This is a genomic window from Streptomyces sp. NPDC092045 (assembly GCF_044756005.1).
Lineage (GTDB): Bacteria > Actinomycetota > Actinomycetes > Streptomycetales > Streptomycetaceae > Streptomyces.
The window spans coordinates 752,874-775,153 of the sequence record NZ_JBIVSC010000002.1 but is presented as its reverse complement, the minus strand read 5'-3'; the positions used below and the strand labels follow the sequence as shown (position 1 = coordinate 775,153).

Below are 22,280 nucleotides of genomic sequence, written 5' to 3'. Positions count from 1 at the left end.
CGCCCGTCCGGACCGGACCGCTCGCTACTTCTTCGCCCCGCCGCCCAGCAGGTCCCCGAGGCCGCCTCCCGTGCCGCCCTTCCGTGCGGCGCGTTGGGTGAGGACCGCGAGGACGACGGGGACGAGGAGCTCGACCGCGCGGTTCGCCGTGGCCGGCGGGATGCCGGTGCGCTTCGCGACGGCGTTCGCCGCCGGCTTCGCCAGCCTGGCGAGCACCCCGGCCATCAGACCCCCGCCCATCAGGCCGCCGAGGGTCGCGACGCCCCGGAGCGGCGGCTCGGGGGAGGCGACCTCGTCGACGGCGGCGCGCACCTCGTCCGCGCTGCCGGGCTCGGCGGCGGCCTGCCGCAGCCCGCCGGAGAGCTCCGCGACCGAGCTGCCCACGACCTCCCGGGCCCCGGCCGCGTCCGTGCCGAGCAGCCCGGCGATCTCGTGGAGCCGGTCGGCGCCCAGCTCGTTCAGGACGTCGTCCTGGAAGGAAGGATCCTGGAAGGAAGGTTCACTCATGCCGGAAACGCTACGGTTCGTCCGTACCCCCGGCATCCGGAGCAGCGGGTTCCCCCCCGGGCCCGGCCACGTCCTGTCCGACCCCTTCGCTACGGTCGACACATGTCCAACGAGGGTCGCGGTCCGGCAGTGGTCGAAGGGGTCCTGGAGCGGATCACCTACGCCAACGAGGAGACCGGGTACACGGTCGCCCGGGTCGACACCGGGCGCGGCGCCGGCGACCTCCTCACGGTCGTCGGCGCGCTGCTCGGCGCCCAGCCCGGGGAGTCGCTGCGGATGGAGGGCCGCTGGGGCTCCCACCCGCAGTACGGCAAGCAGTTCACCGTCGAGAACTACACGACCGTCCTGCCCGCCACGATCCAGGGCATCCGCCGCTACCTCGGCTCCGGCCTGGTCAAGGGCATCGGGCCCGTCTTCGCCGACCGGATCACCCGGCACTTCGGGCTCGACACCCTCGACATCCTCGAAGACGCCCCGGGACGGCTGATCGAGGTCCCCGGGCTGGGTCCCAAGCGGACCAGGAACATCACCGCCGCCTGGGAGGAGCAGAAGGCGATCAAGGAGGTGATGGTCTTCCTCCAGGAGGTCGGCGTCTCCACCTCCATCGCGGTCCGGATCTACAAGCAGTACGGGGACGCCTCGATCTCCGTCGTCAGGAACCGGCCCTACCGGCTCGCCTCCGACGTGTGGGGCATCGGCTTCCTCACCGCCGACCGGATCGCGCAGTCCGTCGGCATCCCGCACGACAGCCCCGACCGGGTGAAGGCCGGCCTCCAGTACGCCCTGTCGCAGTCCAGCGACCAGGGGCACTGCTTCCTGCCCGAGGAGCGGCTGATCGCCGACTCGGTGAAGCTCCTCCAGGTCGACACCGGGCTCGTCATCGAGTGCCTGGGCGAGCTGGCCGAGGACCCCGAGGGGGTCGTGCGGGAGACCGTGCCGGGCCCGGAGGGGACGCCGGTCACCGCCGTGTACCTGATCCCGTTCCACCGGGCCGAGCTGTCCCTCGCCGGGCAGCTCCGGCGGCTGCTGCGGGCCGAGGAGGACCGCATGCCGGCCTTCCGGGACGTGCCCTGGGACAAGGCCCTGGCCTGGCTCGCGACCCGCACCGGGGCCTCCCTCGCGCCCGAGCAGGAGGAGGCCGTGCGGCTCGCCCTGACCCGCAAGGTCGCGGTCCTCACCGGCGGCCCCGGCTGCGGCAAGTCGTTCACGGTCCGCTCCATCGTGGAGCTGGCCCGCGCCAAGAAGGCCAAGGTGGTGCTCGCCGCCCCCACCGGGCGGGCCGCCAAGCGCCTCGCGGAGCTGACCGGCGCCGAGGCCTCCACCGTCCACCGGCTCCTGGAGCTCAAGCCCGGCGGGGACGCCGCCTACGACCGGGACCGGCCCCTGGACGCGGACCTGGTCGTCGTCGACGAGGCCTCCATGCTGGACCTCCTCCTGGCGAACAAGCTGGTGAAGGCGGTGGCCCCCGGCGCCCACCTGCTGCTCGTGGGGGACGTGGACCAGCTCCCGTCGGTCGGCGCGGGCGAGGTCCTGGGCGACCTGCTCGCCCCGGGCAGCCCCGTGCCGTCGGTCCGGCTGACCCGGATCTTCCGGCAGGCCCAGCAGTCCGGCGTGGTCACCAACGCGCACCGGATCAACGCCGGCACGCCCCCGCGCACCGACGGCCTGCCGGACTTCTTCCTCTTCGCCGAGGAGGAGACCGAGGACGCCGCCCGGGTCGCCGTGGAGGTCGCGGCCCGCCGCATTCCGGCCAAGTTCGGCCTCGATCCGCGCCGGGACGTCCAGGTCCTCGCCCCGATGCACCGGGGCCCGGCGGGCGCGGGCGCGCTCAACGGACTGCTCCAGCAGGCCATCACCCCGGCCCGTCCGGACCTCCCGGAGAAGCGGTTCGGCGGGCGTGTCTTCCGGGTCGGTGACAAAGTGACCCAGATCCGTAACAACTACGACAAGGGGGCCAACGGCGTCTTCAACGGCACCGTCGGAGTCGTCACCGCCCTGGACCCCGTCGAGCAGCGCCTGACGGTGCGGACGGACGAGGACGAGGAGGTGCCCTACGACTTCGACGAGCTGGACGAACTCGCCCACGCGTACGCGGTCACCATCCACCGCTCGCAGGGCAGCGAGTACCCGGCGGTGGTGATTCCGGTCACGATGAGCGCCTGGATGATGCTCCAGCGGAACCTGCTCTACACGGCCGTGACCCGGGCCCGGAAGCTGGTCGTCCTCGTCGGCTCCCGCCGCGCGATCGCCCAGGCGGTGCGCACGGTCTCGGCGGGCCGCCGCTTTACCGCACTCGCCCACCGGCTCACAGGGCCCGCCCTCGTGTGAAAGATCACGGAGGGGTACCGGAACCGGGGCGAAGGGGGCAGGATATGAAGGTTGGCGGCACTGAGTGCCTCCAATTGGCCCAATGGTCGACCCCGAGTGCACTCTCCTGAGCCAAATGGGGGATGGTAGAGACAGTCAGGGCACCTCGAAGAAGAGGCACTACGTCGGTGAGGGATGACGTGAGCGACAACTCTGTAGTACTACGGTACGCGGACGGTGAATACACCTACCCGGTGGTCGAGAGCACCGTCGGTGACAAGGGCTTCGACATCGGGAAACTCCGAGCCCAGACCGGTCTGGTCACCCTGGACAGCGGATACGGCAACACCGCCGCCTACAAATCCGCGATCACCTACCTCGACGGTGAGCAGGGCATTCTGCGGTACCGCGGCTACCCCATCGAGCAGCTGGCCGAGCGCTCCTCCTTCCTCGAGGTGGCGTACCTGCTGATCAACGGCGAGCTGCCCAAGGTCGACGAGCTGTCGACCTTCAAGAACGAGATCACGCAGCACACGCTGGTCCACGAGGACGTCAAGAACTTCTTCCGCGGCTTCCCGCGGGACGCCCACCCGATGGCGATGCTGTCCTCGGTGGTCTCCGCGCTGTCCACCTTCTACCAGGACAGCCACAACCCGTTCGACGAGGAGCAGCGCCACCTCTCCACGATCCGGCTGCTCGCCAAGCTGCCGACGATCGCGGCGTACGCGTACAAGAAGTCGATCGGCCACCCGTTCGTCTACCCGCGCAACGACCTCGGGTACGTCGAGAACTTCCTGCGCATGACCTTCTCGGTCCCGGCGCAGGAGTACGAGCTCGACCCGGTCGTCGTCTCGGCCCTCGACAAGCTGCTCATCCTGCACGCGGACCACGAGCAGAACTGTTCGACCTCCACCGTGCGCCTGGTCGGCTCCTCGCAGGCGAACATGTTCGCCTCGATCTCCGCCGGCATCTCGGCCCTCTGGGGCCCGCTGCACGGCGGCGCCAACCAGTCGGTCCTGGAGATGCTGGAGGGCATCAAGGCCAACGGCGGTGACGTCGACTCCTTCATCCGCAAGGTGAAGAACAAGGAGGACGGCGTCCGCCTGATGGGCTTCGGCCACCGGGTGTACAAGTCCTTCGACCCCCGCGCCAAGATCATCAAGGCGGCGGCGCACGACGTCCTCTCGGCGCTCGGCAAGTCCGACGAGCTCCTGGACATCGCGCTCAAGCTGGAGGAGCACGCGCTCTCCGACGACTACTTCGTCTCGCGCAACCTCTACCCGAACGTGGACTTCTACACGGGTCTGATCTACCGCGCCATGGGCTTCCCGACCGAGATGTTCACCGTGCTCTTCGCGCTCGGCCGCCTTCCCGGCTGGATCGCCCAGTGGCACGAGATGATCAAGGAGCCGGGCTCCCGCATCGGCCGCCCGCGCCAGATCTACACGGGCGAGGTCCTGCGCGACTTCGTCCCGGTCGAGGCCCGCTAGGTCGTCTGCCGGGAGGAGCGCCGTCCGCCCTTCGCGGCGGCGCACCGGACGCCGGAAAAGCGAGAAGCGCCCCGCTCCCCGATCCCCCCACGGGTCGGCGAGCGGGGCGCTTCCCATATCCCCCGGTGCGGATTCCCCCCACGGGATCCGGGCCGGGCGTCTGCCGGCGTCAGCCGGTGGCTGCGCGGATCGGGCGCGACGCGGTCTGCCGGGGTACGTACGGGAGGGCCGCTCAAAGCTCCCCGGTGCACGTGCCCCGGCCAACGCTTGCCTGGGACGTCCCCCAAGACATCCCATGAACGTCCCCCAAGACGTTCTCGGCATCGCCCACTTAGACCCACGAACAGCCCAGATGGTTACCCCACAATATCTGTGATCTAGGTCTCGATGTGAAGGTCCTGTGCATCACGTGTAGGTGAACTCACGTGAACCGCCGGAGCCGCAGGCTGTTGGACACGACGAACACGGACGAAAAGGCCATCGCGAGCCCCGCGATCATCGGATTGAGCAGTCCGGCCGCCGCGAGCGGCAGCGCGGCCACGTTGTAGCCGAAGGCCCAGCCGAGGTTCCCCCTGATCGTGGCCAGGGTCCGCCGGGAGAGCCGGACGGCGTCCGCCGCGACCCGCAGGTCGCCCCGGACCAGGGTCAGGTCGCCCGCCTCGATGGCCGCGTCCGTGCCCGTGCCCATCGCCAGGCCCAGGTCGGCGGTGGCGAGCGCGGCGGCGTCGTTCACGCCGTCCCCGACCATGGCGACCGTCCGCCCCTCCTCCTGGAGCCGCCGGATCACCTCCGCCTTCCCCTCGGGCAGCACCTCGGCGATCACCTCGTCGATGCCCACCTCGTCCGCCACGGCCTCCGCCACCGCCCGGTGGTCCCCGGTGAGCAGCACCGGACGCAGCCCCAGGGCGCGCAGCCGGGCGACCGCCTCGGCGCTGGTGTCCTTGACGGCGTCGGCGACGGTCAGGGTGCCCCGGGCCACCCCGTCCCAGGCGACGTGGACCGCGCCGGGCTCGGAGGCCGCGGGCACCTCGATCCCCTCCGCCGCGAGCAGGGCGGCGCGTCCGACGACGACGAGCCGGCCGTCGACCGAGCCGCGCACCCCGAGCCCGGGGACGTTCTCGAAGGTCTTCGGCGCGGGCAGCGGGCCGCACCGTTCGGCGGCGGCCTCCGCCACCGCGCGGGCCACCGGGTGCTCGGAGGAGTGCTCCAGGGCGCCCGCGAGCCGCAGCAGTTCGTCCTCGTCGGCGCCCTCGGTGCCGTACGTCCCGCCGTACACCCGGACCCCGGCCAGGCGCATGCGGCCGGTGGTGACCGTGCCGGTCTTGTCGAGGACGACCGTGTCGATCCGGCGGGTGGACTCCAGGACCTCCGGGCCCTTGATCAGGATGCCGAGCTGGGCGCCCCGGCCGGTGCCGACCAGGAGCGCGGTCGGGGTCGCGAGGCCCAGGGCGCAGGGGCAGGCGATGATCAGGACGGCGACGGCGGCCGTGAACGCGGCGGTCGGGTCGTCCGTCGCCAGGAGCCACCCCACGAGGGTGCCGAGCGCGATCAGCAGGACGACCGGCACGAAGACGGCCGAGACCCGGTCGGCGAGCCGCTGGACGGCGGCCTTGCCGCTCTGCGCCTCCTCGACCAGCCTCGCCATCCGGGCCAGCCGCGTGTCGGCGCCGACCCGGGTCGCCTCGACGACCAGCCGGCCCGAGACGTTGACGCAGCCGCCGGTCACGGCCGAGCCGGGGACGGCGTCGAGCGGCAGCGACTCGCCGGTGAGCAGGGAGGCGTCGACCGCCGACGCGCCCTCGGTCACGGTGCCGTCGGTGGCGATCTTCTCGCCGGGGCGCACGACGAAGAGGTCGCCGGCCCGCAGCCCGGCGACCGGGATCCGTACCTCCGCACCGCCCCTGAGGACGGCCACGTCCTTGGCGCCGAGGTCCATCAGGGCCCGCAGCGCGGCGCCCGCCTTCCGCTTGGCGCGGGCCTCCAGGTACCGCCCGAGGAGGATGAAGGCGACGACCCCGGCCGCGACCTCCAGGTAGATCGCGGAGGAGGCGTCGGAGCGGTCCGCGGTGAGGTCGAAGCCGTGCCGCATGCCGGTCGTGCCCGCGTCGCCGAGGAAGAGCGCCCGGAGGGACCAGCCGAAGGCGGCGAGGGTGCCGACCGAGACGAGGGTGTCCATGGTGGCGGCGCCGTGCCGGAGGTTGGCCCAGGCGGCCCGGTGGAAGGGCAGTCCGCCCCAGACGACGACGGGGGCGGCGAGGGTGAGCGAGAGCCACTGCCAGTTGTCGAACTGGAGCGAGGGGACCATCGCGAGCAGGACCACGGGCGCGGAGAGGACGGCGGAGACCGTCAGCCGCTGCCGGAGGGAGACGAGCTCGGGGTCCTCCGGGCCCCCGGGGTCCTGCGGATTCTCCGGGTCCTCCCGTACGGGCTCGGGCTCCGGGTCCGGCGGCGGGGGCTCCTCGGCGGTGTAGCCGGTCTTCACGACGGTGGCGATCAGCTCGCCGACCGGGAGGTCCGACGGGTGCTCGACCCGTGCCTTCTCGGTGGCGTAGTTGACCGTCGCGGTCACCCCGTCCAGCCGGTTGAGCCTCCTCTCGACGCGGGCGGCGCAGGAGGCGCAGGTCATGCCACCGATCGTCAGCTCGGTGATCGTGGACGTCATCAGCGGTTCCAAACGGGAGCGGGGCCGTACCCGGTAACGGTACGACCCCGCGCGGCGCCGGCGGTCCGGCGGTCGGCCGGCCCGGGGCCGGCCTCCGCTCAGACCAGCTCGTAACCGGCCTCGTCGACGGCGGCGCGCACGGCCTCGCGGTCGAGCGGGGCGTCGGAGACGACGGTGACCTCGCCGGTCTTGGCGACGGCCGTGACGGAGGCGACGCCGGGGAGGCCGGAGAGCTCGCCGGAGACGGCGCCCTCGCAGTGCCCGCAGGTCATGCCCTTGACCTGGTAGACGGTGGTGAGTTCGTTCTTCGTCTCTGCGGCCATGGCGTTCTCCTCGTGGGGTTCGGAGCCGTGTGGGATCGAGCTTATACCCCTAGGGGGTATGAATTCCACTCGCGCCGGACCGTGTCGCCCCGGGCTCCGCCGCGTCGGGCCGCTCCTCGACCAGGGGGGAGAGGTAGCGCAGCAGGAGCGTCTTCACCTCGGCGACCGTGGCGTCCCGCTCGGGCCCCTCGGGCGCGGCGAGGACGAGGTCCAGGCCCCCCTTGAAGGCGGCGAAGGTCATCCCCGCGATCCGGCCCCGATCGGCGGCGGACAGTGCGGGCGCGTAGTGGCCGATCACCCCCTCCACCCGGGTGAGCAGGGTCGCGTGCAGCTCGTCGTGCTCCTCGGCGATCCGGCCGGGGATCTCGGAGCCGTGCATCAGGGCGAGGAAGGCCGGGTTGGCGCAGTTGAACTCGATCAGCGGGTCCACGACCGCGTCCAGGAGCTCGGGCAGCGGCAGGGCGAGGTTCTCCGCCGTGAACGCCTGGCCGTGCGCCTCCCGCATGTCGTGCAGCAGGCGGCCGCCCAGCTCGATCGCGATGGCCTCCTTGTTCGGGAAGTACTGGTAGAGCGTGCCGGGCGAGACGTGCGCCTCGCGGGCGATCGCGTTGGTGCTGGTCGCCGTGTAGCCGTTCGCGCAGAAGACGTTCGCGGCGGCCTGGAGCAACTGCGCGATGCGGCGCTCGCCCCGCGCCTGGCGGCGGCGCGGCTTCGGTTCCTCGGACATGGCTGTCCCCAGCTCTCCTCGACCCGTTTGACAAATGCGAGAGGTCGCTCGCATTCTTGAGAAACGCGAGCGGTCGCTCGTGTTTGCCAGTCTATGGCAATGGGGGACCCGTGCGTCCTGCCGGGAAGCGTGAGCGCACGGGTCAGGTGAAGGGGACACCGCGTCATGGCCGAAGTCAAGAAAACCGCACCCGGCGGGTCCGGCGGCGGGGGAGAAACCGCAGGTGGGGGCAGGTCAGGGAGCGGGCCCCGGAGCGGTGGGGCGGCCGGGCCCCGGGGCGGGGGCTGGACGCGGTTCGTGACCGCGCGGCCCCGGCTCACCCTGCTCGTGGCCCTCGTGCTCACCGCCCTCGCCGTCCTGGCCGGCGGCGGGGTCGCGGACCGCATGGGCAGCGGCGGCTGGGAGGACCCCGCCGCCGAGTCCACGTACGCGTCCGAGGCCCTGGAGCGGCACTTCCCCGGCTCCCGGCCGAACCTGCTCCTCCTCGTCGACTCCGGCACGGCCGGGACCGACGCGCCGGCCGTCGCCGCCGAGGCCCGGCGGCTCGCCGAGCGGCTCGAAGCCGAGCCGGGCGTCGAGGGCGTCGGCTCCTACTGGTCCACCGGCTCGCCCGCCCTCCGCTCCGAGGACGGCCGCAAGGCCGTGATCGCCGCCCGGATCACCGGCGAGGAGAAGGAGGCCGCGGAGCTCCTGGACCGGATCGCCCCCGCCTACCGGGGCGTCCACGGCCCCGTCGAGGTCGCGCTCGGCGGCGAACTCGCCGTCCGCCACGAGATGCAGACGCTCATCGAGGAGGACCTGCTGCGGGCCGAGCTCATCGCCCTGCCCCTCACCCTCGTCCTGCTCGTCATGGTCTTCGGCAGTGCCGTCGCCGCCCTGCTGCCCCTCGGCGTCGGCATCGTCGCCATCCTCGGCACCAACGCGATCCTGCGCGGCCTCACCGAGTTCACCGACGTCTCCGTCTTCGCGCAGAACCTGACCACCGCGCTCGGTCTCGGACTCGCCATCGACTACGCCCTGTTCGTCGTCCGCCGCTACCGCGAGGAGCTCGCCGCCGGCGCCGACCCCCGCACCGCCGTCCGCACCACCCTGCGCACGGCCGGGCGGACCGTGCTCTTCTCCGCCCTGACCGTCGCCGTCTCGCTCGCCGCGATGCTGGTCTTCCCGCAGTACTTCCTGCGCTCCTTCGCCTACGCCGGGATCGCGGTCGTCCTCCTCGCCGCCACCGCCGCGCTCACCCTGCTCCCGGCGGCCCTCGTGCTGCTCGGCCACCGGGTCGACGCCCTCGACCTGCGGCGCCTGGTCCGGCGCGGCCGGGAGCCCCGCGAGGACGCCTCCGGCGCGGGCTGGGCGCGCGCCGCCGGCCTGGTGATGCGCAGGGCGCCCGTCTTCGCCGTCCTCACCACCGCCGGACTCGTCCTCCTCGGACTGCCCTTCCTCGGCGTGAAGTTCGGTACGGCCGACGACCGCCAGCTCCCCGTCACCGCCTCCTCCCGGATCGTCCAGGACGAGCTGCGGAACGGCTTCCCCGGCGACCCCGGCGGCGGGATCACCGTCCTCGCCGAGGGCCCGGCCACCCCCGCCCAGTACAAGGCCTTCCGCGAGCGCATCGAGGTCATCGACGGCGTCGGCCGGGCCGACGGACCGGTCACCGCCGGCGGCGGCGACTCCGCCCGCGCCTACTTCACCGTCGTGCCCGACGGCGAGGCCGTCGGCGCCGGGGCCCAGCGGGTCGTCGGAGAGCTGCGGGCCGCCCGGGCGCCGTTCGACACCTCCGTCACCGGCCCGGCCGCCGTCCTGGCCGACTCCAAGGACGCCATAGCCGAGCGGCTGCCCTGGGCGGCGGGCGCCATCGTCCTCGTCACCCTGCTCCTGGTCTTCCTGCTCACCGGAAGCGTCGTCATCCCCGTCCAGGCCGTCGTCCTCAACGCCCTGAGCCTCACGGCCATGTTCGGCGCCGTCGTCTGGGTCTTCCAGGACGGGCACCTCGCCGGGCTCCTCGGCTTCACCCCCACCGGCGACATCGAGACCACCCTGCCCGTGCTCATGTTCTGCGTGGCCTTCGGGCTCTCCATGGACTACGGGGTGTTCCTGCTCTCCCGGATCAAGGAGGAGTACGACGCCACCGGCGACCACGAGCACTCCGTCCGCTTCGGCCTGAGCCGCACCGGCGGCCTGATCACCGCCGCCGCCGTCATCCTCGCCGTCGTCATGGTGGCCATCGGCACCGCCCGCGTCACCAACACCAAGATGCTCGGCCTCGGGGTCGCCCTCGCCGTCCTCATGGACGCGATGGTGGTCCGCAGCCTCCTCGTCCCCTCCGTGATGAAGCTGACCGGCCGCCTCACCTGGTGGGCCCCGGGGCCGCTGCGCCGCTTCCACGACCGCTTCGGCCTCAGCGAGTCCGACGCCCCGGCCGGCCCCGCCGCCACGGAGGAGACCGCCGGCGGCAGGGACAAGGAGTACAGCGCCGCCCGCTGAACCCGTCACGCGCCCGGCGGCCCCCTCACGACAGGACGCCGGGTCCCGGAGGGGGATCCGGGACCCGGCGTCAGGCGGGTGCGGGTGCGGGGTCAGTCGCGGCGGGTCCGGTTGCCGGGGCGGCTCGCGACCCAGACGCGGATCGTGTCCGCGTACCAGAAGGGCTTGCCCGACTCGACGTGGTCGGGCGGCGGGAGCAGTCCGTGCTTCCGATAGGAGCGGACGGTGTCCGGCTGCACCCGGATGTGCGCCGCGATGTCCTTGTACGACCAGAGCCTCTTGTCCGTCATGCCTCGTACCTCCCTGCGCACCGCGCAGCGGCGGCGGGGGTGCCGTTCGGGGGCGCTGCGGGTGGGCGTCGGCGATCACTGAGCCTGTGCCCCCTGCAACGGCCCCCTCAGACCGGAGGAGAACGGCTGTCACGCGCCTGTGACGGGAAACCCGCGTAACGGAGAAAAGCGTGACGAAGGAGGGACGCGTGTGACGGAAGTGACGCATCGGACCACCGGTGTGTCCGCGTGCGCCGCCCCGGACCGGTGCGGTAGGCGGACGGCAGAGGCCCGGTCACACCCCGCAGGAGCGGAGGAAGCGCCGGGTGCGCAGGGCGATCGGGTACGGCACGTCGGGGTCGCACGGGTACATGTCCTGCTCGACGATGGCGAAGAGGTCCACGTCCAGGGCGCGGGCGGCGGCGAGCACCGGCTCCAGGGCGGGCACCCCGGACGGCGGTTCGCACATCACGCCCCGCGCCACCGCCGGGCCGAACGGCGTCCCCGAGGCCACCACCTCCGCCAGGACCGCCGGGTCGACCTGCTTCAGGTGCAGATAGCCGATCCGCTCGCCGTAGGCCTCGATCAGCCCGACGCTGTCCCCGCCGGCGTACGCGTAGTGCCCGGTGTCCAGACAGAGCGAGACCGCCTCCGGGTCGGTGGCGTCCAGGAAGCGCGTCACGCTCTCCTCGCCGTCCAGGTGCGTGTCCGCGTGCGGGTGGACGACGATCCGCAGGCCGTACCGCTCGCGCACCTCCCGGCCCAGGCGCTCCGTGAGCCGCGTCAGGTCCCGCCACTGACCGGCGGTCAGGACCGGGTCCTCCAGGACCTCGCCCGTCCGGTCGTCCCGCCAGAACGACGGGATGACGACCAGGTGGCCCGCCCCCATCGCCTGCGCCAGGGCCGCGTTCTCGGCGACGTGCGCCCAGGTCCGGTCCCAGACGTCCGGGCCGTGGTGCAGCCCGGTGAAGACCGTCCCCGCCGAGACCCGCAGACCGCGCCGGGCGGTCTCCTCCGCGAGCACCGCCGGATCGGTGGGCAGATAGCCGTACGGGCCGAGTTCGATCCACTCGTACCCCGCGCCCGCCACCTCGTCGAGGAAGCGCTGCCAGGGCACCTGCCGGGGATCGTCGGGGAACCACACGCCCCACGAGTCGGGGGCGGACCCGACCCTGATCCTGGAGGGCGCGGAGGGCGCCGGAGACGGGGAAGGCGCCGGAGACGGGGACGGCCGGGACGAGGGCTGCGGGGACGGCTTCGTCATGACAGTCACCCTGACCGGGGCTGGGGACACCGTCAAGCGCGCCGTCGGTCCGCATGTCCGGACATGTCGTTGACACCCTCCGGGTAGGGGATTAGACCTGGGGACGGGGCCGAGGGCGGGAGGAGGCGCGTGGAGACGGAGCCGTACGACCTGATCACCATGGGGCGCCTCGGCGTGGACCTCTATCCGCTCCAGACCGGCGTCGGGCTCGACCGGGTCGAGACCTTCGGCAGGTTCCTCGGCGGCTCCCCGGCCAACGTGGCCGTCGCCGCCGCCCGGCTCGGCCTGCGCACCGCGCTCGTCTCCCGCACCGGCGCCGACCCCTTCGGCACCTTCCTGCACCGGGAGCTCAAGGGCTTCGGCGTGGACGACCGCTGGGTGACGGAGGCCGCCGCGTACCCCACACCCGTCACCTTCTGCGAGGTCTTCCCGCCCGACGACTTCCCGCTCTACTTCTACCGGCTGCCCAAGGCCCCCGACCTGGAGATCCACCCGCACGAGCTGGACCTCGCGGCGATCCGCGCCGCCCGGGTCTTCTGGGCCACCGGCACCGGCCTGTGCGCCGAGCCGAGCCGCACCGCGACCCTGGAGGCGCTGCGGGCCAGGTCCGGCGCCGGCGAGGGGGGCGGGGACGGGGGCGCCGGGAGGACCACCGTGTTCGACCTGGACTGGCGGCCGATGTTCTGGACGGACCCGGCCGAGGCCCGCCCGTACTACGCCGAGGCCCTGCGCCACACCACCGTCGCCGTCGGCAACCTCGACGAGTGCGAGGTCGCGACGGGGGAGCGGGACCCGGAGGCCGCCGCCCGCGCCCTGCTCGCCTCCGACGGCGGCGCCGTCCGGCTCGCCGTCGTCAAACAGGGCCCGAAGGGCGTCCTCGCGCTCGCCGCCGACGGCACCCGCGCCGAGGTGCCGCCGCTGCCGGTGGAGGTCGTCAACGGCCTGGGCGCGGGCGACGCGTTCGGCGGGGCGCTCGTCCACGGCCTCCTCGCCGGCCCGGACCTCGAAGAGACCCTGCGCCGGGCCAACGCCGCCGGCGCGATCGTCGCGGGCCGGCTCGCCTGCTCCTCCGCCATGCCGGACCCGGCGGAGATCGCGGAGGCCCTCGCCCGGGGGACGGGGACGATCGGCACGGGCGGAACGGGGCCGACCGGCACAGGCGCGGGGGCGGGTACGGATACGGGCGGAACGGGTGCGACCGGTACGGGAACACCGCCGGAAAAGGGGTAGGGATGTCCGCCATGAGCCCCAGCCCCGAGCCCCCCGACGCCCACCGCGCCGCCCGCCCCGCCTCCCTGCACCTCCCCGCCGGGACCGCCGCCCGGGGCCCGTACGCGGTCGACGTCGACCCCGAGCGGGCCGGATGGACGTACTCCGCGCTCCGCGTGCTCACCCTCGGGCCGGGGCAGCTCCACTCCTTCGCGAGCGGGGATTCCGAATGGACCGTGCTTCCCCTCGCCGGTGCCTGTAGCGTGCGCGTCGACGGCGGGATCTTCGAACTCCGGGGCCGCGCGAGCGTGTTCGACGGGGTGACCGATTTCGCCTACGTACCGCGCGACGCCCACGCCCAGATCGCCTCCGGCGCGGGGGGCCGCTTCGCTTTGGCAGGAGCGAAGTGCGAGCGACGACTCCCCGCCCGCTACGGCCCCGCGCCGGAGGTTCCCGTCGAGACCCGGGGCAGCGGCGACCGCGCCCGCGAGGTGCGGAACTTCGCCTCCGCCGACGCCTTCGGCTGCGACCGGCTCATCGCCGTCGAGGTCGTCACGCCCGGCGGCCACTGGTCCTCCTACCCGCCGCACAAGCACGACGAGCACCGCCCCGGCGCCGAGTCCGTCCTGGAGGAGATCTACTACTACGAGGTCGAGGGCCCGCACGGCCTCGCCTACCAGCGGATCTCGCCCTCCCGGCCCGGCGGCGCCGACCTGCTCGCCGAGGTCCGCCACGGCGACGCCGTCCTCGTCCCCGACGGCTGGCACGGCCCCTCGATCGCCCAGCCGGGCCACGCCCTCTACTACCTCAACGTCATGGCGGGCCCCGGGCCCGAACGGGAGTGGAGGATCAGCTTCCACCCGGAGCACACGGAGGGGTACGCGTGAACGAAGGCGTCCGCGCGAGCAGCGCACGGTCGGCCCCGCGGGACGGCGGGGAGGCACGCGCGAGCAGCGCACGGCCGGCCCCGCGGGACAGCGGGGAGCCGCGCCCGGACAGCGCACGGCCGGCCCCCGGGCGCACGCGGAGGCGCGCATGAGCACCGTCCGGCTGACCACCGCCCAGGCCCTCGTCCGGTTCCTCGCCGCCCAGTACACCGAGCGCGACGGCGAGCGCCGCCGCCTGATCGCCGCCACCTGGGGGATCTTCGGCCACGGGAACGTCGCCGGGATCGGCCAGGCGCTCGTCGAGAGCGCCGCGCGGCCCGGGGACCCCGCCGCCATGCCCTTCCACCAGGGCCGCAGCGAACAGGCCATGGTGCACGCCGCCGTCGGCCACGCCCGCCAGTCGAACCGGCTCTCCGCGCACGCCGTCACCACCTCCATCGGCCCCGGCGCCACCAACCTCGTCACCGGCGCCGCCCTCGCCACGATCGACCACCTCCCCGTCCTGCTCCTCCCCGGCGACACCTTCGCGACCCGCCCCGCCGACCCCGTCCTCCAGCAGCTCCAACTCCCGTGCGCGGGGGACGTGTCCGTCAACGACTGCCTGCGGCCCGTCTCGGTGTACTTCGACCGGGTCGTCCGTCCCGAGGCCCTGGTCCCGGCCGCCCTCGAAGCCGTACGGGTCCTCGCCGACCCGGCCGCGACCGGCGCCGTGACCCTCGCCCTGCCCCAGGACGTGCAGGCGGAGGCGCACGACTGGCCCGAGGAGTTCTTCGCCGAGCGGACCTGGCGCGTCCGCCGCCCCCGCCCCGACCGGGGCGAACTCGACGCGGCCGTACGGGCCGTGAAGGCCGCCGAACGGCCCCTGGTCGTCGCGGGCGGCGGCGTGCGGTACAGCGGCGCCGAGGAGGCCCTGCGGACCTTCGCCGAACGGACCGGCCTGCCCGTCGCCACCACCCAGGCGGGCAAGGGCGTCCTGCCGTACGACCACCCCTGCGACGTCGGCGGCGTCGGCCACACCGGCACGGAGACCGCCGACGCCCTGGCCCGCACCGCCGACCTCGTCATCGGCGTCGGCACCCGGTACACCGACTTCACCACCGCCTCCGGGACCCTCTTCCCCGGGGGCGCCCGCTTCCTCAACCTCAACGTCACCGGCTTCGACGCCCACAAGCAGGCCGCGCTGCCGCTCGTCGCCGACGCCCGCGAGGGCCTGACCGCCCTCACCGGGGCGCTCGGCGGCCACCGGTCGCGGGACCCGGAGGAGTGGGCCGCCGCCAAGCGGGACTGGCAGCGGCGGGTCGACGCCGCGTACGCCGTTCCCGACGAGGACGCCCGCCCCACCCAGGCCCAGGTCCTCGGCGCACTCGACACCCTGGTCGACGCGAGCGACATCCTGATCAACGCCGCCGGATCGCTCCCCGGCGACCTCCACAGGCTCTGGCGGCCCCGCTCCGCCGACCAGTACCACGTCGAGTACGGCTACTCCTGCATGGGATACGAGATCCCCGCGGCGATCGGCGTCCTCCTCGCCGCCCCCGGCCGGCCCGTCTGGGCGCTCGTCGGGGACGGGACGTACCTGATGAATCCCACCGAGATCGTCACCGCCGTGCAGGAGCGCCTGCCGCTGAGGCTCGTCGTCCTCCAGAACCACGGGTACGCCTCCATCGGCGGCCTCTCGGAGGCCGTCGGCGCCGAGCGGTACGGCACCGACTACCGGTACCGGGACGCGGACGGCGGCTTCACCGGGCCGCCGCTCCCGGTCGACCTCGGCGCCAACGCCGCCTCCCTCGGCATGCGGGTGCTGCGCCCCCGCACCGTCCGTGACCTGCGGGAAGCCCTCGCGGAGGCGCGGGCGGCGACGGTTCCCACATGTGTCTACGTCGAGACCGAAACGCCCGACACAGTGTCGGGCCCGCCCCCGGCCGCGGCGTGGTGGGATGTGCCCGTGGCCGAGACCTCGACCCGCCCGTCGGCGGTCACGGCCCGGGAGGAGTACGACCGGCACGTCACCGCCCGACGCCGCCATCTCTGAAGGAGCATTTCGTCATGACGAACACCGTCAAGACCGTCGACCACTGGATCGGTGGCAAGGCCGTCGAGGGCACGTCGGGCAACTGGGGGCCGGTCACGGACCCGGCCACCGGCGCCGTGACCACCCGGGTCGCGCTCGCCTCCGTCGAGGAGGTCGACGCGGCGGTGGCCGCCGCCAAGGCCGCCTTCGCCACCTGGGGCACCTCCTCGCTGGCCCAGCGCACCACGATCCTCTTCGCGTTCCGCGCGCTGCTCGACGCGAACCGCGACGCCATCGCCGAGCTGATCGTCGCCGAGCACGGCAAGGTGCACTCCGACGCGCTCGGCGAGGTCGCGCGCGGCCTGGAGATCGTCGACCTGGCCTGCGGCATCACCACCCAGCTCAAGGGCGAGCTCTCCACCCAGGTGTCGAACCGGGTGGACGTGGCGTCCATCCGCCAGCCGGTCGGCGTCGTCGCCGGCATCACGCCGTTCAACTTCCCGGCCATGGTGCCGATGTGGATGTTCCCGATCGCCATCGCGACCGGCAACACCTTCGTCCTCAAGCCGAGCGAGAAGGACCCCTCCCCGTCCCTGAAGATCGCCGAGCTGCTCGCCGAGGCCGGCCTGCCGGACGGCGTCTTCAACGTCCTGCACGGCGACAAGGTGGCCGTGGACCGCCTCCTGGAGCACCCGGACGTCGCCGCGATCTCCTTCGTCGGCTCCACCCCGATCGCGCGGCACATCCACACCACCGCCTCCGCCAACGGCAAGCGCGTCCAGGCGCTCGGCGGCGCCAAGAACCACATGCTGGTCCTCCCGGACGCCGACCTCGACGCGGCGGCCGACGCGGCCGTCTCGGCGGCGTACGGCTCGGCCGGCGAGCGCTGCATGGCGATCTCGGCGGTCGTCGCCGTCGGCTCGATCGCGGACGAGCTGGTGGACAAGATCCGCGAGCGCGCCGAGAAGATCAAGATCGGCCCCGGCACCGACCCCGCCTCCGAGATGGGCCCGCTCATCACGGCCGCCCACCGCGACAAGGTCGCCTCCTACGTGCACGGCGCGGCGGACGAGGGCTGCGAGGTCGTCCTCGACGGCACCGGCCACACCGTCGACGGCCACGAGGACGGGCACTGGATCGGCCTCTCCCTCCTGGACCGCGTCCCCACCACGGCCAAGGCCTACCGGGACGAGATCTTCGGCCCGGTCCTGTGCGTGCTGCGCACCGAGACGTACGAGGAGGGCCTCGCCCTCATCAACGCCTCGCCGTTCGGCAACGGCACCGCGATCTTCACCCGCGACGGCGGCGCGGCCCGCCGCTTCCAGCTGGAGGTCGAGGCCGGCATGGTCGGCGTCAACGTCCCGATCCCGGTCCCGGTGGGCTACCACTCCTTCGGCGGCTGGAAGGACTCGCTCTTCGGCGACCACCACATCTACGGCAACGACGGCGTGCACTTCTACACCCGGGGCAAGGTCGTCACCACCCGCTGGCCCGACCCGTCCGACGCCCCGGCCGGCGTCGACCTGGGCTTCCCGCGCAACCACTGACGGGACGGGCGGGGCACGAGCGTCGAGCACGGCCCCCGGGGCGCACCCGCGCCCCGGGGGCCGTCGGCGTTCCGCCCCGTCCCCGTACCGCCGCGCCTGCCACCGCCGCGACCCGCCGCCGCGCCGATCACCACCGCCTTACCGCCCACCGCCCCACCGCCGTACCGGCCACCGCCCCACCGCCCCACCGCCGTACCGCCGTACCGGCCACCGCCCCACCGCCGTACCACCCACCGCCCCACCGACCACCGCCGTGACCCGCCGCCGCTTCAGGCCGGAGGCGGCGCCTCCCCGGTCGGCAGGGGCCAGCCCAGCATCGCGAACACCCCCTCGTCCGCCGCCCCGGCCGCGCGGTAGGTCGCGAGGGCGGGGCCGTTGTCCGTGTCCACGCCCACCCAGGCGCCCCCGCAGCCGCGCTCCCGGGCCGCCGCGAGCAGGGCCTCCGTCAGCGCCCGGCCCGTGCCGCGCCGCCGGTGGCCCTCGTCCACGGACAGTTCGTAGAGGCACATCTCCGTCCCCTTGTCCGGGTGGGTCATCTCGACCCCGGACACGAAACCGGCCGGGAAGCCGTCCTCCGCGTAGGCGATGAGCATCAGGTGCCCCGGCGCCGCCAGGAAGCGGTCCGCCCACTCCTCCCGCGCCGGGCCGTCGTAGAGGTGCTCCGCCGCGAGCAGCTCGGCCGCCGTCGTCGCCCGCCGGATCTCGATCACGTCTCCTCCATGGGACCCGGGGCGTGCGCCCCGCCGATCGTGCCGGGCGCCGCCCCCGGATCCGGTCCGATCGGCGCGGCGCCCCCGCGTACCGCGCCTGCGGTACGCGGACCGTACTCCGTACGACCCCAGGAGGTGCGGGACCTCCGCCTTTCGGGAGCCGTGGTCCGCGGCGGGCCCGCTTAGGCTCGGGACCATGCGACTCCGACTTCCCCGGTGGGCCGCGGTCACCGCCGCGCTCACCGTCCTCGCGGGTGCCGGCACCTGGACCGCCGTCGCCTCGGACGATCCACCGCCCGTGCACCGCGCGGACCGGACGCTCGACGTCGACGGCGTACGGCTCGACACCTCGTACTTCACCGGCGACGGCGACGGGCGCAGGCCCGCCGTCCTGCTCGGCCACGGCTTCGGCGGCTCCAAGGAGGACGTCCGCGACCAGGCCGAGGGCCTGGCCCGCGAGGGCTACGCCGTCCTCACCTGGTCCGCCCGCGGCTTCGGCGTCTCCACGGGCGAGATCGGCCTCAACGACCCCGAGCACGAGGTGAAGGACGTCAGCCGGCTGATCGACTGGCTCGCCGGCCGGCCCGAGGTCCTCCTCGACAAGGCCGGTGACCCGCGCGTCGGCGTCAGCGGCGCCTCCTACGGCGGCGCGGTCTCCCTGCTCGCCGCCGGGCACGACCCGCGCGTGGACGCGATCGCCCCCCGGATCACGTACTGGAACCTCGCCGACGCGCTCTTCCCGAACGGCGTCTTCAAGAAGCTCTGGGCCGGGATCTTCTTCTCCGCCGGGAACGGCGCGGGCGCCGGGATCGGGCCGGGCGCGGGCGACGGACCCGCCACCGGCGAGACGCCCGCACCCGGTGACGCCCCCGCCGCCGGCGGAGCCACCGCCGCCGGATCGGGGAGGACGCCCGCCGCGCCCGGCAGGGCCCCCGCTCCCGGGAAGCCCCCGGCCTGCGGCCGGTTCACCGCCGAGCTGTGCTCGCTCTACCAGCGCGTCGCCGTCTCCGGGAAGCCGGACGCCGCCGCCCGCGCCCTGCTCGAAGCCCGCAGCCCCTCCGCCGTCGGCGACCGGATCAAGGTGCCCGCGCTGCTCGTGCAGGGCCGGTCCGACTCGCTGTTCACCCTCGCCCAGTCCGACGCCATGGCCCGCGCCGTCACCGCCAACGGCGCCCCCGTCGCCGTCGACTGGACCGCCGGCGGCCACGACGGCGGCGACCAGGAGACCGAGCGCGTCGAGCGGCGCGTCGGCGCCTGGTTCGACCGCTGGCTGAAGCGGGACGCCTCCGCCGACACCGGCCCCGCCTTCCGCGTCAGCCGCACCGGCGGCGTCGACTCCACCAACGGCCGGGCGACCCTGCGCGCCGCGACCGCCGACCGCTACCCGGGCCTCGCCGCCGGCACCGCGGCCGTCCCCCTCGCCGGCGCGCCGCAGACCTTCGCCAACCCGCCGGGCGCCGCGCCGCCCGCCGTCTCCGCCGTTCCCGGCCTCGGCGGCGGACTCTCCGGCCTCTCCTCCCTCGGCGTCGGCCTCTCCCTCGACTTCCCCGGCCAGCACGCCCGCTTCGACGCGAAGCCGCGGACGGAGGCGCTGCGGATCACCGGCGCGCCGACCGTCCGCGTCAAGGTCTCCTCGACCGCCGACGACGGCTCCGCCGTCCTCTTCGCCAAGGTGTACGACGTCGGCCCCGACGGACGGCAGCAGGTGCTGCCCTCCCAGCTCGTCGCCCCCGTCCGCGTCGAGGGTGCCCGGACGGGCCGCGACGTCACCCTGACGCTGCCCGCGATCGACCACGAGGTGGAGGCCGGGCACCGGCTGCGGCTCGTCGTCGCCGCCACCGACCTCGGCTACGCCTCCCCGGTCACCCCCGCCGCCTACACCGTCGCCGTCGAGGGCCCGCTGACCGTGCCCACCGCGCCCGGTCTCACCACCCGGGCCGCCGGCCTGCCGTGGTGGGTGTGGGGCCTGCCGCTGATCGGCCTGGCCGTCGCCGCCGTCCTGCTCTTCACGGCCCGCCGCCGGACCGCCGCACCCGCCCCCGACCCGGAACTCGTCTCCGTACCGCTCCTGATCACCGGCCTGTCCAAGAAGTACAAGGGCGGCGAGAGGTACAGCGTCAAGGACCTCTCCTTCCGGGTCGAGCGGGGCCAGGTCCTCGGCCTCCTCGGCCCGAACGGCGCCGGCAAGACCACCACCCTGCGCATGCTGATGGGCCTGATCGCCCCCGACGAGGGCGAGATCCGGGTCTTCGGCCAGGCGATCCGGCCCGGCGCCCCGGTCCTCTCCCGCGTCGGCGCCTTCGTCGAGGGCGCCGGCTTCCTGCCGCACCTGTCGGGCCGGGAGAACCTCGACCTGTACTGGAAGGCCACCGGCCGCCCCGCCGGGGACGCCCACGTCGACGAGGCCCTGCGGATCGCGAACCTGGGCGGCGCACTGGACCGCGCCGTGCGGACCTACTCGCAGGGCATGCGGCAGCGCCTCGCCCTCGCCCAGGCCATGCTCGGCCTGCCGGACCTGCTGATCCTGGACGAGCCGACCAACGGACTCGACCCGCCGCAGATCCGCGAGATGCGCGAGGTGATGATCCGGTACGCGGCCGGGGGCCGCACCGTCATCGTCTCCAGCCACCTCCTCGCGGAGGTCGAGCAGTCCTGCACCCACCTCGTCGTCATGGACCGGGGGCAGCTCGTGCAGGCCGGCCCGGTCGCGGAGATCACCGGCTCCGGCGACACCCTCCTCGTGACCCTCGCCGAACGCACCCCCGACGGCGCTCCCGTCCCCGCCCTCCCGGACGCCCTCGTCGAGAAGATCGGCGCCCTGCCGGGCGTCGGCTCGGCCGCCCGCACCGACGCCGGACTCCTGGTCCGGCTCGACGGCGCCGACGCGACCGCCCTCATCGGCGAACTCGTCCGCCTGGACGTGCCGCTGACCGGGGTCGGCCCGCACCGGCGCCTGGAGGACGCGTTCCTGACCCTGATCGGAGGAGGAGCCGCATGAGCAGCGCCACCCCCAGCACCCTCGCGACCGAAGCCCCGGCCGAGGCCGCGCCCGGCTACCGGCCCGGACGCACCCTGCCGCTGCGCGTCGAGATCCTGCGCCAGTGGAAGCGGCGCCGCACCCTGGTGATGGGCGGCATCCTGGTCGCCCTGCCGTTCGTCCTGATCGCGGCCTTCGCGATCGGCGGCACCGGGGACGGCGACCGCGACGGCCGCGTCTCCCTGATCGACACGGCGACGACCTCGGGCGCCAACTTCGCGGCCACCTGCCTCTTCGTCTCGGCCGGCTTCCTGCTCGTCGTCCCCGTGGCGCTGTTCTGCGGGGACACGGTGGCCTCCGAGGCGAGCTGGTCCTCGCTGCGCTACCTGCTCGCCGCGCCCGTGCCCCGGTCCCGGCTCCTCGCCTCGAAGCTGGCGGTCGCGCTCGGCTACAGCGCGGCCGCGATGCTCCTCCTCCCGCTGGTGGCCCTGGCGGCGGGCACGGTCGCCTACGGCTGGGGCCCGCTTCAGCTGCCGACCGGCGGCTCGGTGCCGGCCGGGGACGCCCTGCTGAGGATCGCGATCGCCGTCGCCTTCGTCTTCGCCTCCCAACTGGTCACCGCCGGGCTCGCCTTCTGGCTGTCCACCCGCACCGACGCCCCGCTCGGCGCGGTGGGCGGCGCCGTCGGCCTCACCATCGTCGGCAACGTCCTGGACGCCGTCACCGCGCTCGGCGACTGGCGCGACTTCCTGCCCGCGCACTGGCAGTTCGCCTGGATCGACGCGCTCCAGCCCCAGCTGGAGTGGGGCGGCATGGTGAAGGGCACGGCGATCTCCCTGACGTACGCCCTGGTCCTCTTCGCCCTCGCCTTCCGGGGCTTCGCCCGCAAGGACATCGTGTCCTGACCGG

General features: G+C 74.0%; 16 protein-coding genes. 9 read left to right on the top strand and 7 right to left on the bottom strand.

Features of this window, described 5'->3' with window-relative positions:
- Window positions 1–24 precede the first annotated feature (24 nt).
- Complete coding sequence (locus tag ACIQKA_RS10180; RefSeq protein WP_402540605.1) at window positions 25–507, bottom strand: DUF937 domain-containing protein; 483 nt, start codon at window positions 505–507, stop codon at window positions 25–27.
- A 102-nt stretch (window positions 508–609) separates the two neighbouring features.
- Between ACIQKA_RS10180 and ACIQKA_RS10175 the strand changes: the two genes are divergently transcribed.
- Together ACIQKA_RS10175 and ACIQKA_RS10170 are read left to right on the top strand one after the other, a co-directional pair.
- Window positions 610–2,835, top strand: a complete 2,226-nt coding sequence (locus ACIQKA_RS10175) for an ATP-dependent RecD-like DNA helicase (protein ID WP_383149617.1) — start codon at window positions 610–612, stop codon at window positions 2,833–2,835.
- Between the two features lie 179 nt (window positions 2,836–3,014).
- Entirely contained in the window at window positions 3,015–4,304 is a 1,290-nt protein-coding gene (locus ACIQKA_RS10170; protein WP_376236226.1) for a citrate synthase, read from the top strand.
- A 421-nt stretch (window positions 4,305–4,725) separates the two neighbouring features.
- Here ACIQKA_RS10170 and ACIQKA_RS10165 read toward each other — a convergent pair whose 3' ends face one another.
- From ACIQKA_RS10165 to ACIQKA_RS10155, 3 genes are all read right to left on the bottom strand, one after another.
- Window positions 4,726–6,966: a heavy metal translocating P-type ATPase gene (locus ACIQKA_RS10165; protein WP_402540604.1), complete on the bottom strand. Its 2,241-nt coding sequence runs from the start codon at window positions 6,964–6,966 to the stop codon at window positions 4,726–4,728.
- Between the two features lie 98 nt (window positions 6,967–7,064).
- The gene (locus tag ACIQKA_RS10160; RefSeq protein ID WP_383149621.1) at window positions 7,065–7,289 is read right to left on the bottom strand and encodes a heavy-metal-associated domain-containing protein; all 225 of its coding nucleotides are present in this window, start codon (window positions 7,287–7,289) and stop codon (window positions 7,065–7,067) included.
- 49 nt (window positions 7,290–7,338) lie between these two features.
- Window positions 7,339–8,016 (bottom strand): TetR/AcrR family transcriptional regulator, encoded by a 678-nt coding sequence (locus ACIQKA_RS10155; RefSeq protein WP_402540602.1) that lies wholly within the window; start codon window positions 8,014–8,016, stop codon window positions 7,339–7,341.
- A 165-nt stretch (window positions 8,017–8,181) separates the two neighbouring features.
- Here ACIQKA_RS10155 and ACIQKA_RS10150 point away from each other — a divergent pair, with 165 nt between their 5' ends.
- Complete coding sequence (locus ACIQKA_RS10150) at window positions 8,182–10,497, top strand: MMPL family transporter (protein ID WP_402540601.1); 2,316 nt, start codon at window positions 8,182–8,184, stop codon at window positions 10,495–10,497.
- A gap of 92 nt (window positions 10,498–10,589) precedes the next feature.
- Here the strand turns inward: ACIQKA_RS10150 and ACIQKA_RS10145 are convergent, their stop codons facing one another.
- Together ACIQKA_RS10145 and ACIQKA_RS10140 are read right to left on the bottom strand one after the other, a co-directional pair.
- The gene (locus ACIQKA_RS10145; RefSeq protein ID WP_383149626.1) at window positions 10,590–10,787 is read right to left on the bottom strand and encodes a helix-turn-helix transcriptional regulator; all 198 of its coding nucleotides are present in this window, start codon (window positions 10,785–10,787) and stop codon (window positions 10,590–10,592) included.
- Between the two features lie 274 nt (window positions 10,788–11,061).
- Window positions 11,062–12,030 (bottom strand): sugar phosphate isomerase/epimerase family protein, encoded by a 969-nt coding sequence (locus ACIQKA_RS10140; RefSeq protein WP_383149628.1) that lies wholly within the window; start codon window positions 12,028–12,030, stop codon window positions 11,062–11,064.
- 159 nt (window positions 12,031–12,189) lie between these two features.
- Here ACIQKA_RS10140 and iolC point away from each other — a divergent pair, with 159 nt between their 5' ends.
- The 4 genes from iolC to mmsA all read left to right on the top strand — a co-directional run bounded on the left by iolC (window position 12,190) and on the right by mmsA (window position 17,684).
- Window positions 12,190–13,260, top strand: a complete 1,071-nt coding sequence (iolC, locus tag ACIQKA_RS10135; RefSeq protein ID WP_391093148.1) for a 5-dehydro-2-deoxygluconokinase — start codon at window positions 12,190–12,192, stop codon at window positions 13,258–13,260.
- 11 nt (window positions 13,261–13,271) lie between these two features.
- Complete coding sequence (iolB, locus tag ACIQKA_RS10130) at window positions 13,272–14,126, top strand: 5-deoxy-glucuronate isomerase (RefSeq protein ID WP_383428884.1); 855 nt, start codon at window positions 13,272–13,274, stop codon at window positions 14,124–14,126.
- Between the two features lie 148 nt (window positions 14,127–14,274).
- Window positions 14,275–16,158 (top strand): 3D-(3,5/4)-trihydroxycyclohexane-1,2-dione acylhydrolase (decyclizing), encoded by a 1,884-nt coding sequence (gene iolD, locus ACIQKA_RS10125; protein WP_402540599.1) that lies wholly within the window; start codon window positions 14,275–14,277, stop codon window positions 16,156–16,158.
- 14 nt (window positions 16,159–16,172) lie between these two features.
- On the top strand, window positions 16,173–17,684 hold the full coding sequence (mmsA, locus tag ACIQKA_RS10120) for a CoA-acylating methylmalonate-semialdehyde dehydrogenase (protein ID WP_383428879.1): 1,512 nt from the start codon (window positions 16,173–16,175) through the stop codon (window positions 17,682–17,684).
- Between the two features lie 269 nt (window positions 17,685–17,953).
- Here the strand turns inward: mmsA and ACIQKA_RS10115 are convergent, their stop codons facing one another.
- Complete coding sequence (locus ACIQKA_RS10115) at window positions 17,954–18,391, bottom strand: GNAT family N-acetyltransferase (protein WP_383149756.1); 438 nt, start codon at window positions 18,389–18,391, stop codon at window positions 17,954–17,956.
- Between the two features lie 199 nt (window positions 18,392–18,590).
- On the opposite strand from ACIQKA_RS10115, the gene ACIQKA_RS10110 reads away from it, so the two are divergent.
- Both ACIQKA_RS10110 and ACIQKA_RS10105 read left to right on the top strand, forming a co-directional pair.
- Window positions 18,591–21,392 carry an alpha/beta fold hydrolase gene (locus ACIQKA_RS10110; protein ID WP_402540598.1) on the top strand — a complete coding sequence of 934 codons (2,802 nt, stop codon included), beginning with the start codon at window positions 18,591–18,593 and terminating at the stop codon, window positions 21,390–21,392.
- Complete coding sequence (locus ACIQKA_RS10105) at window positions 21,389–22,276, top strand: ABC transporter permease (protein ID WP_383149636.1); 888 nt, start codon at window positions 21,389–21,391, stop codon at window positions 22,274–22,276. Before ACIQKA_RS10110 ends, ACIQKA_RS10105 begins: the two co-directional genes overlap by 4 nt.
- Window positions 22,277–22,280 lie beyond the last annotated feature (4 nt).

Coding starts and splice junctions, on each gene's coding strand:
- ACIQKA_RS10180 (WP_402540605.1), bottom strand. CDS start 507: ATGAGTGAACCTTCCTTCCAGGATCCTTCCTTCCAGGACGACGTCCTG.
- ACIQKA_RS10175 (WP_383149617.1), top strand. CDS start 610: ATGTCCAACGAGGGTCGCGGTCCGGCAGTGGTCGAAGGGGTCCTGGAG.
- ACIQKA_RS10165 (WP_402540604.1), bottom strand. CDS start 6,966: ATGACGTCCACGATCACCGAGCTGACGATCGGTGGCATGACCTGCGCC.
- ACIQKA_RS10160 (WP_383149621.1), bottom strand. CDS start 7,289: ATGGCCGCAGAGACGAAGAACGAACTCACCACCGTCTACCAGGTCAAG.
- ACIQKA_RS10155 (WP_402540602.1), bottom strand. CDS start 8,016: ATGTCCGAGGAACCGAAGCCGCGCCGCCGCCAGGCGCGGGGCGAGCGC.
- ACIQKA_RS10150 (WP_402540601.1), top strand. CDS start 8,182: ATGGCCGAAGTCAAGAAAACCGCACCCGGCGGGTCCGGCGGCGGGGGA.
- ACIQKA_RS10145 (WP_383149626.1), bottom strand. CDS start 10,787: ATGACGGACAAGAGGCTCTGGTCGTACAAGGACATCGCGGCGCACATC.
- ACIQKA_RS10140 (WP_383149628.1), bottom strand. CDS start 12,030: ATGACGAAGCCGTCCCCGCAGCCCTCGTCCCGGCCGTCCCCGTCTCCG.
- iolC (WP_391093148.1), top strand. CDS start 12,190: ATGGGGCGCCTCGGCGTGGACCTCTATCCGCTCCAGACCGGCGTCGGG.
- iolB (WP_383428884.1), top strand. CDS start 13,272: ATGAGCCCCAGCCCCGAGCCCCCCGACGCCCACCGCGCCGCCCGCCCC.
- iolD (WP_402540599.1), top strand. CDS start 14,275: ATGAGCACCGTCCGGCTGACCACCGCCCAGGCCCTCGTCCGGTTCCTC.
- mmsA (WP_383428879.1), top strand. CDS start 16,173: ATGACGAACACCGTCAAGACCGTCGACCACTGGATCGGTGGCAAGGCC.
- ACIQKA_RS10110 (WP_402540598.1), top strand. CDS start 18,591: ATGCGACTCCGACTTCCCCGGTGGGCCGCGGTCACCGCCGCGCTCACC.
- ACIQKA_RS10105 (WP_383149636.1), top strand. CDS start 21,389: ATGAGCAGCGCCACCCCCAGCACCCTCGCGACCGAAGCCCCGGCCGAG.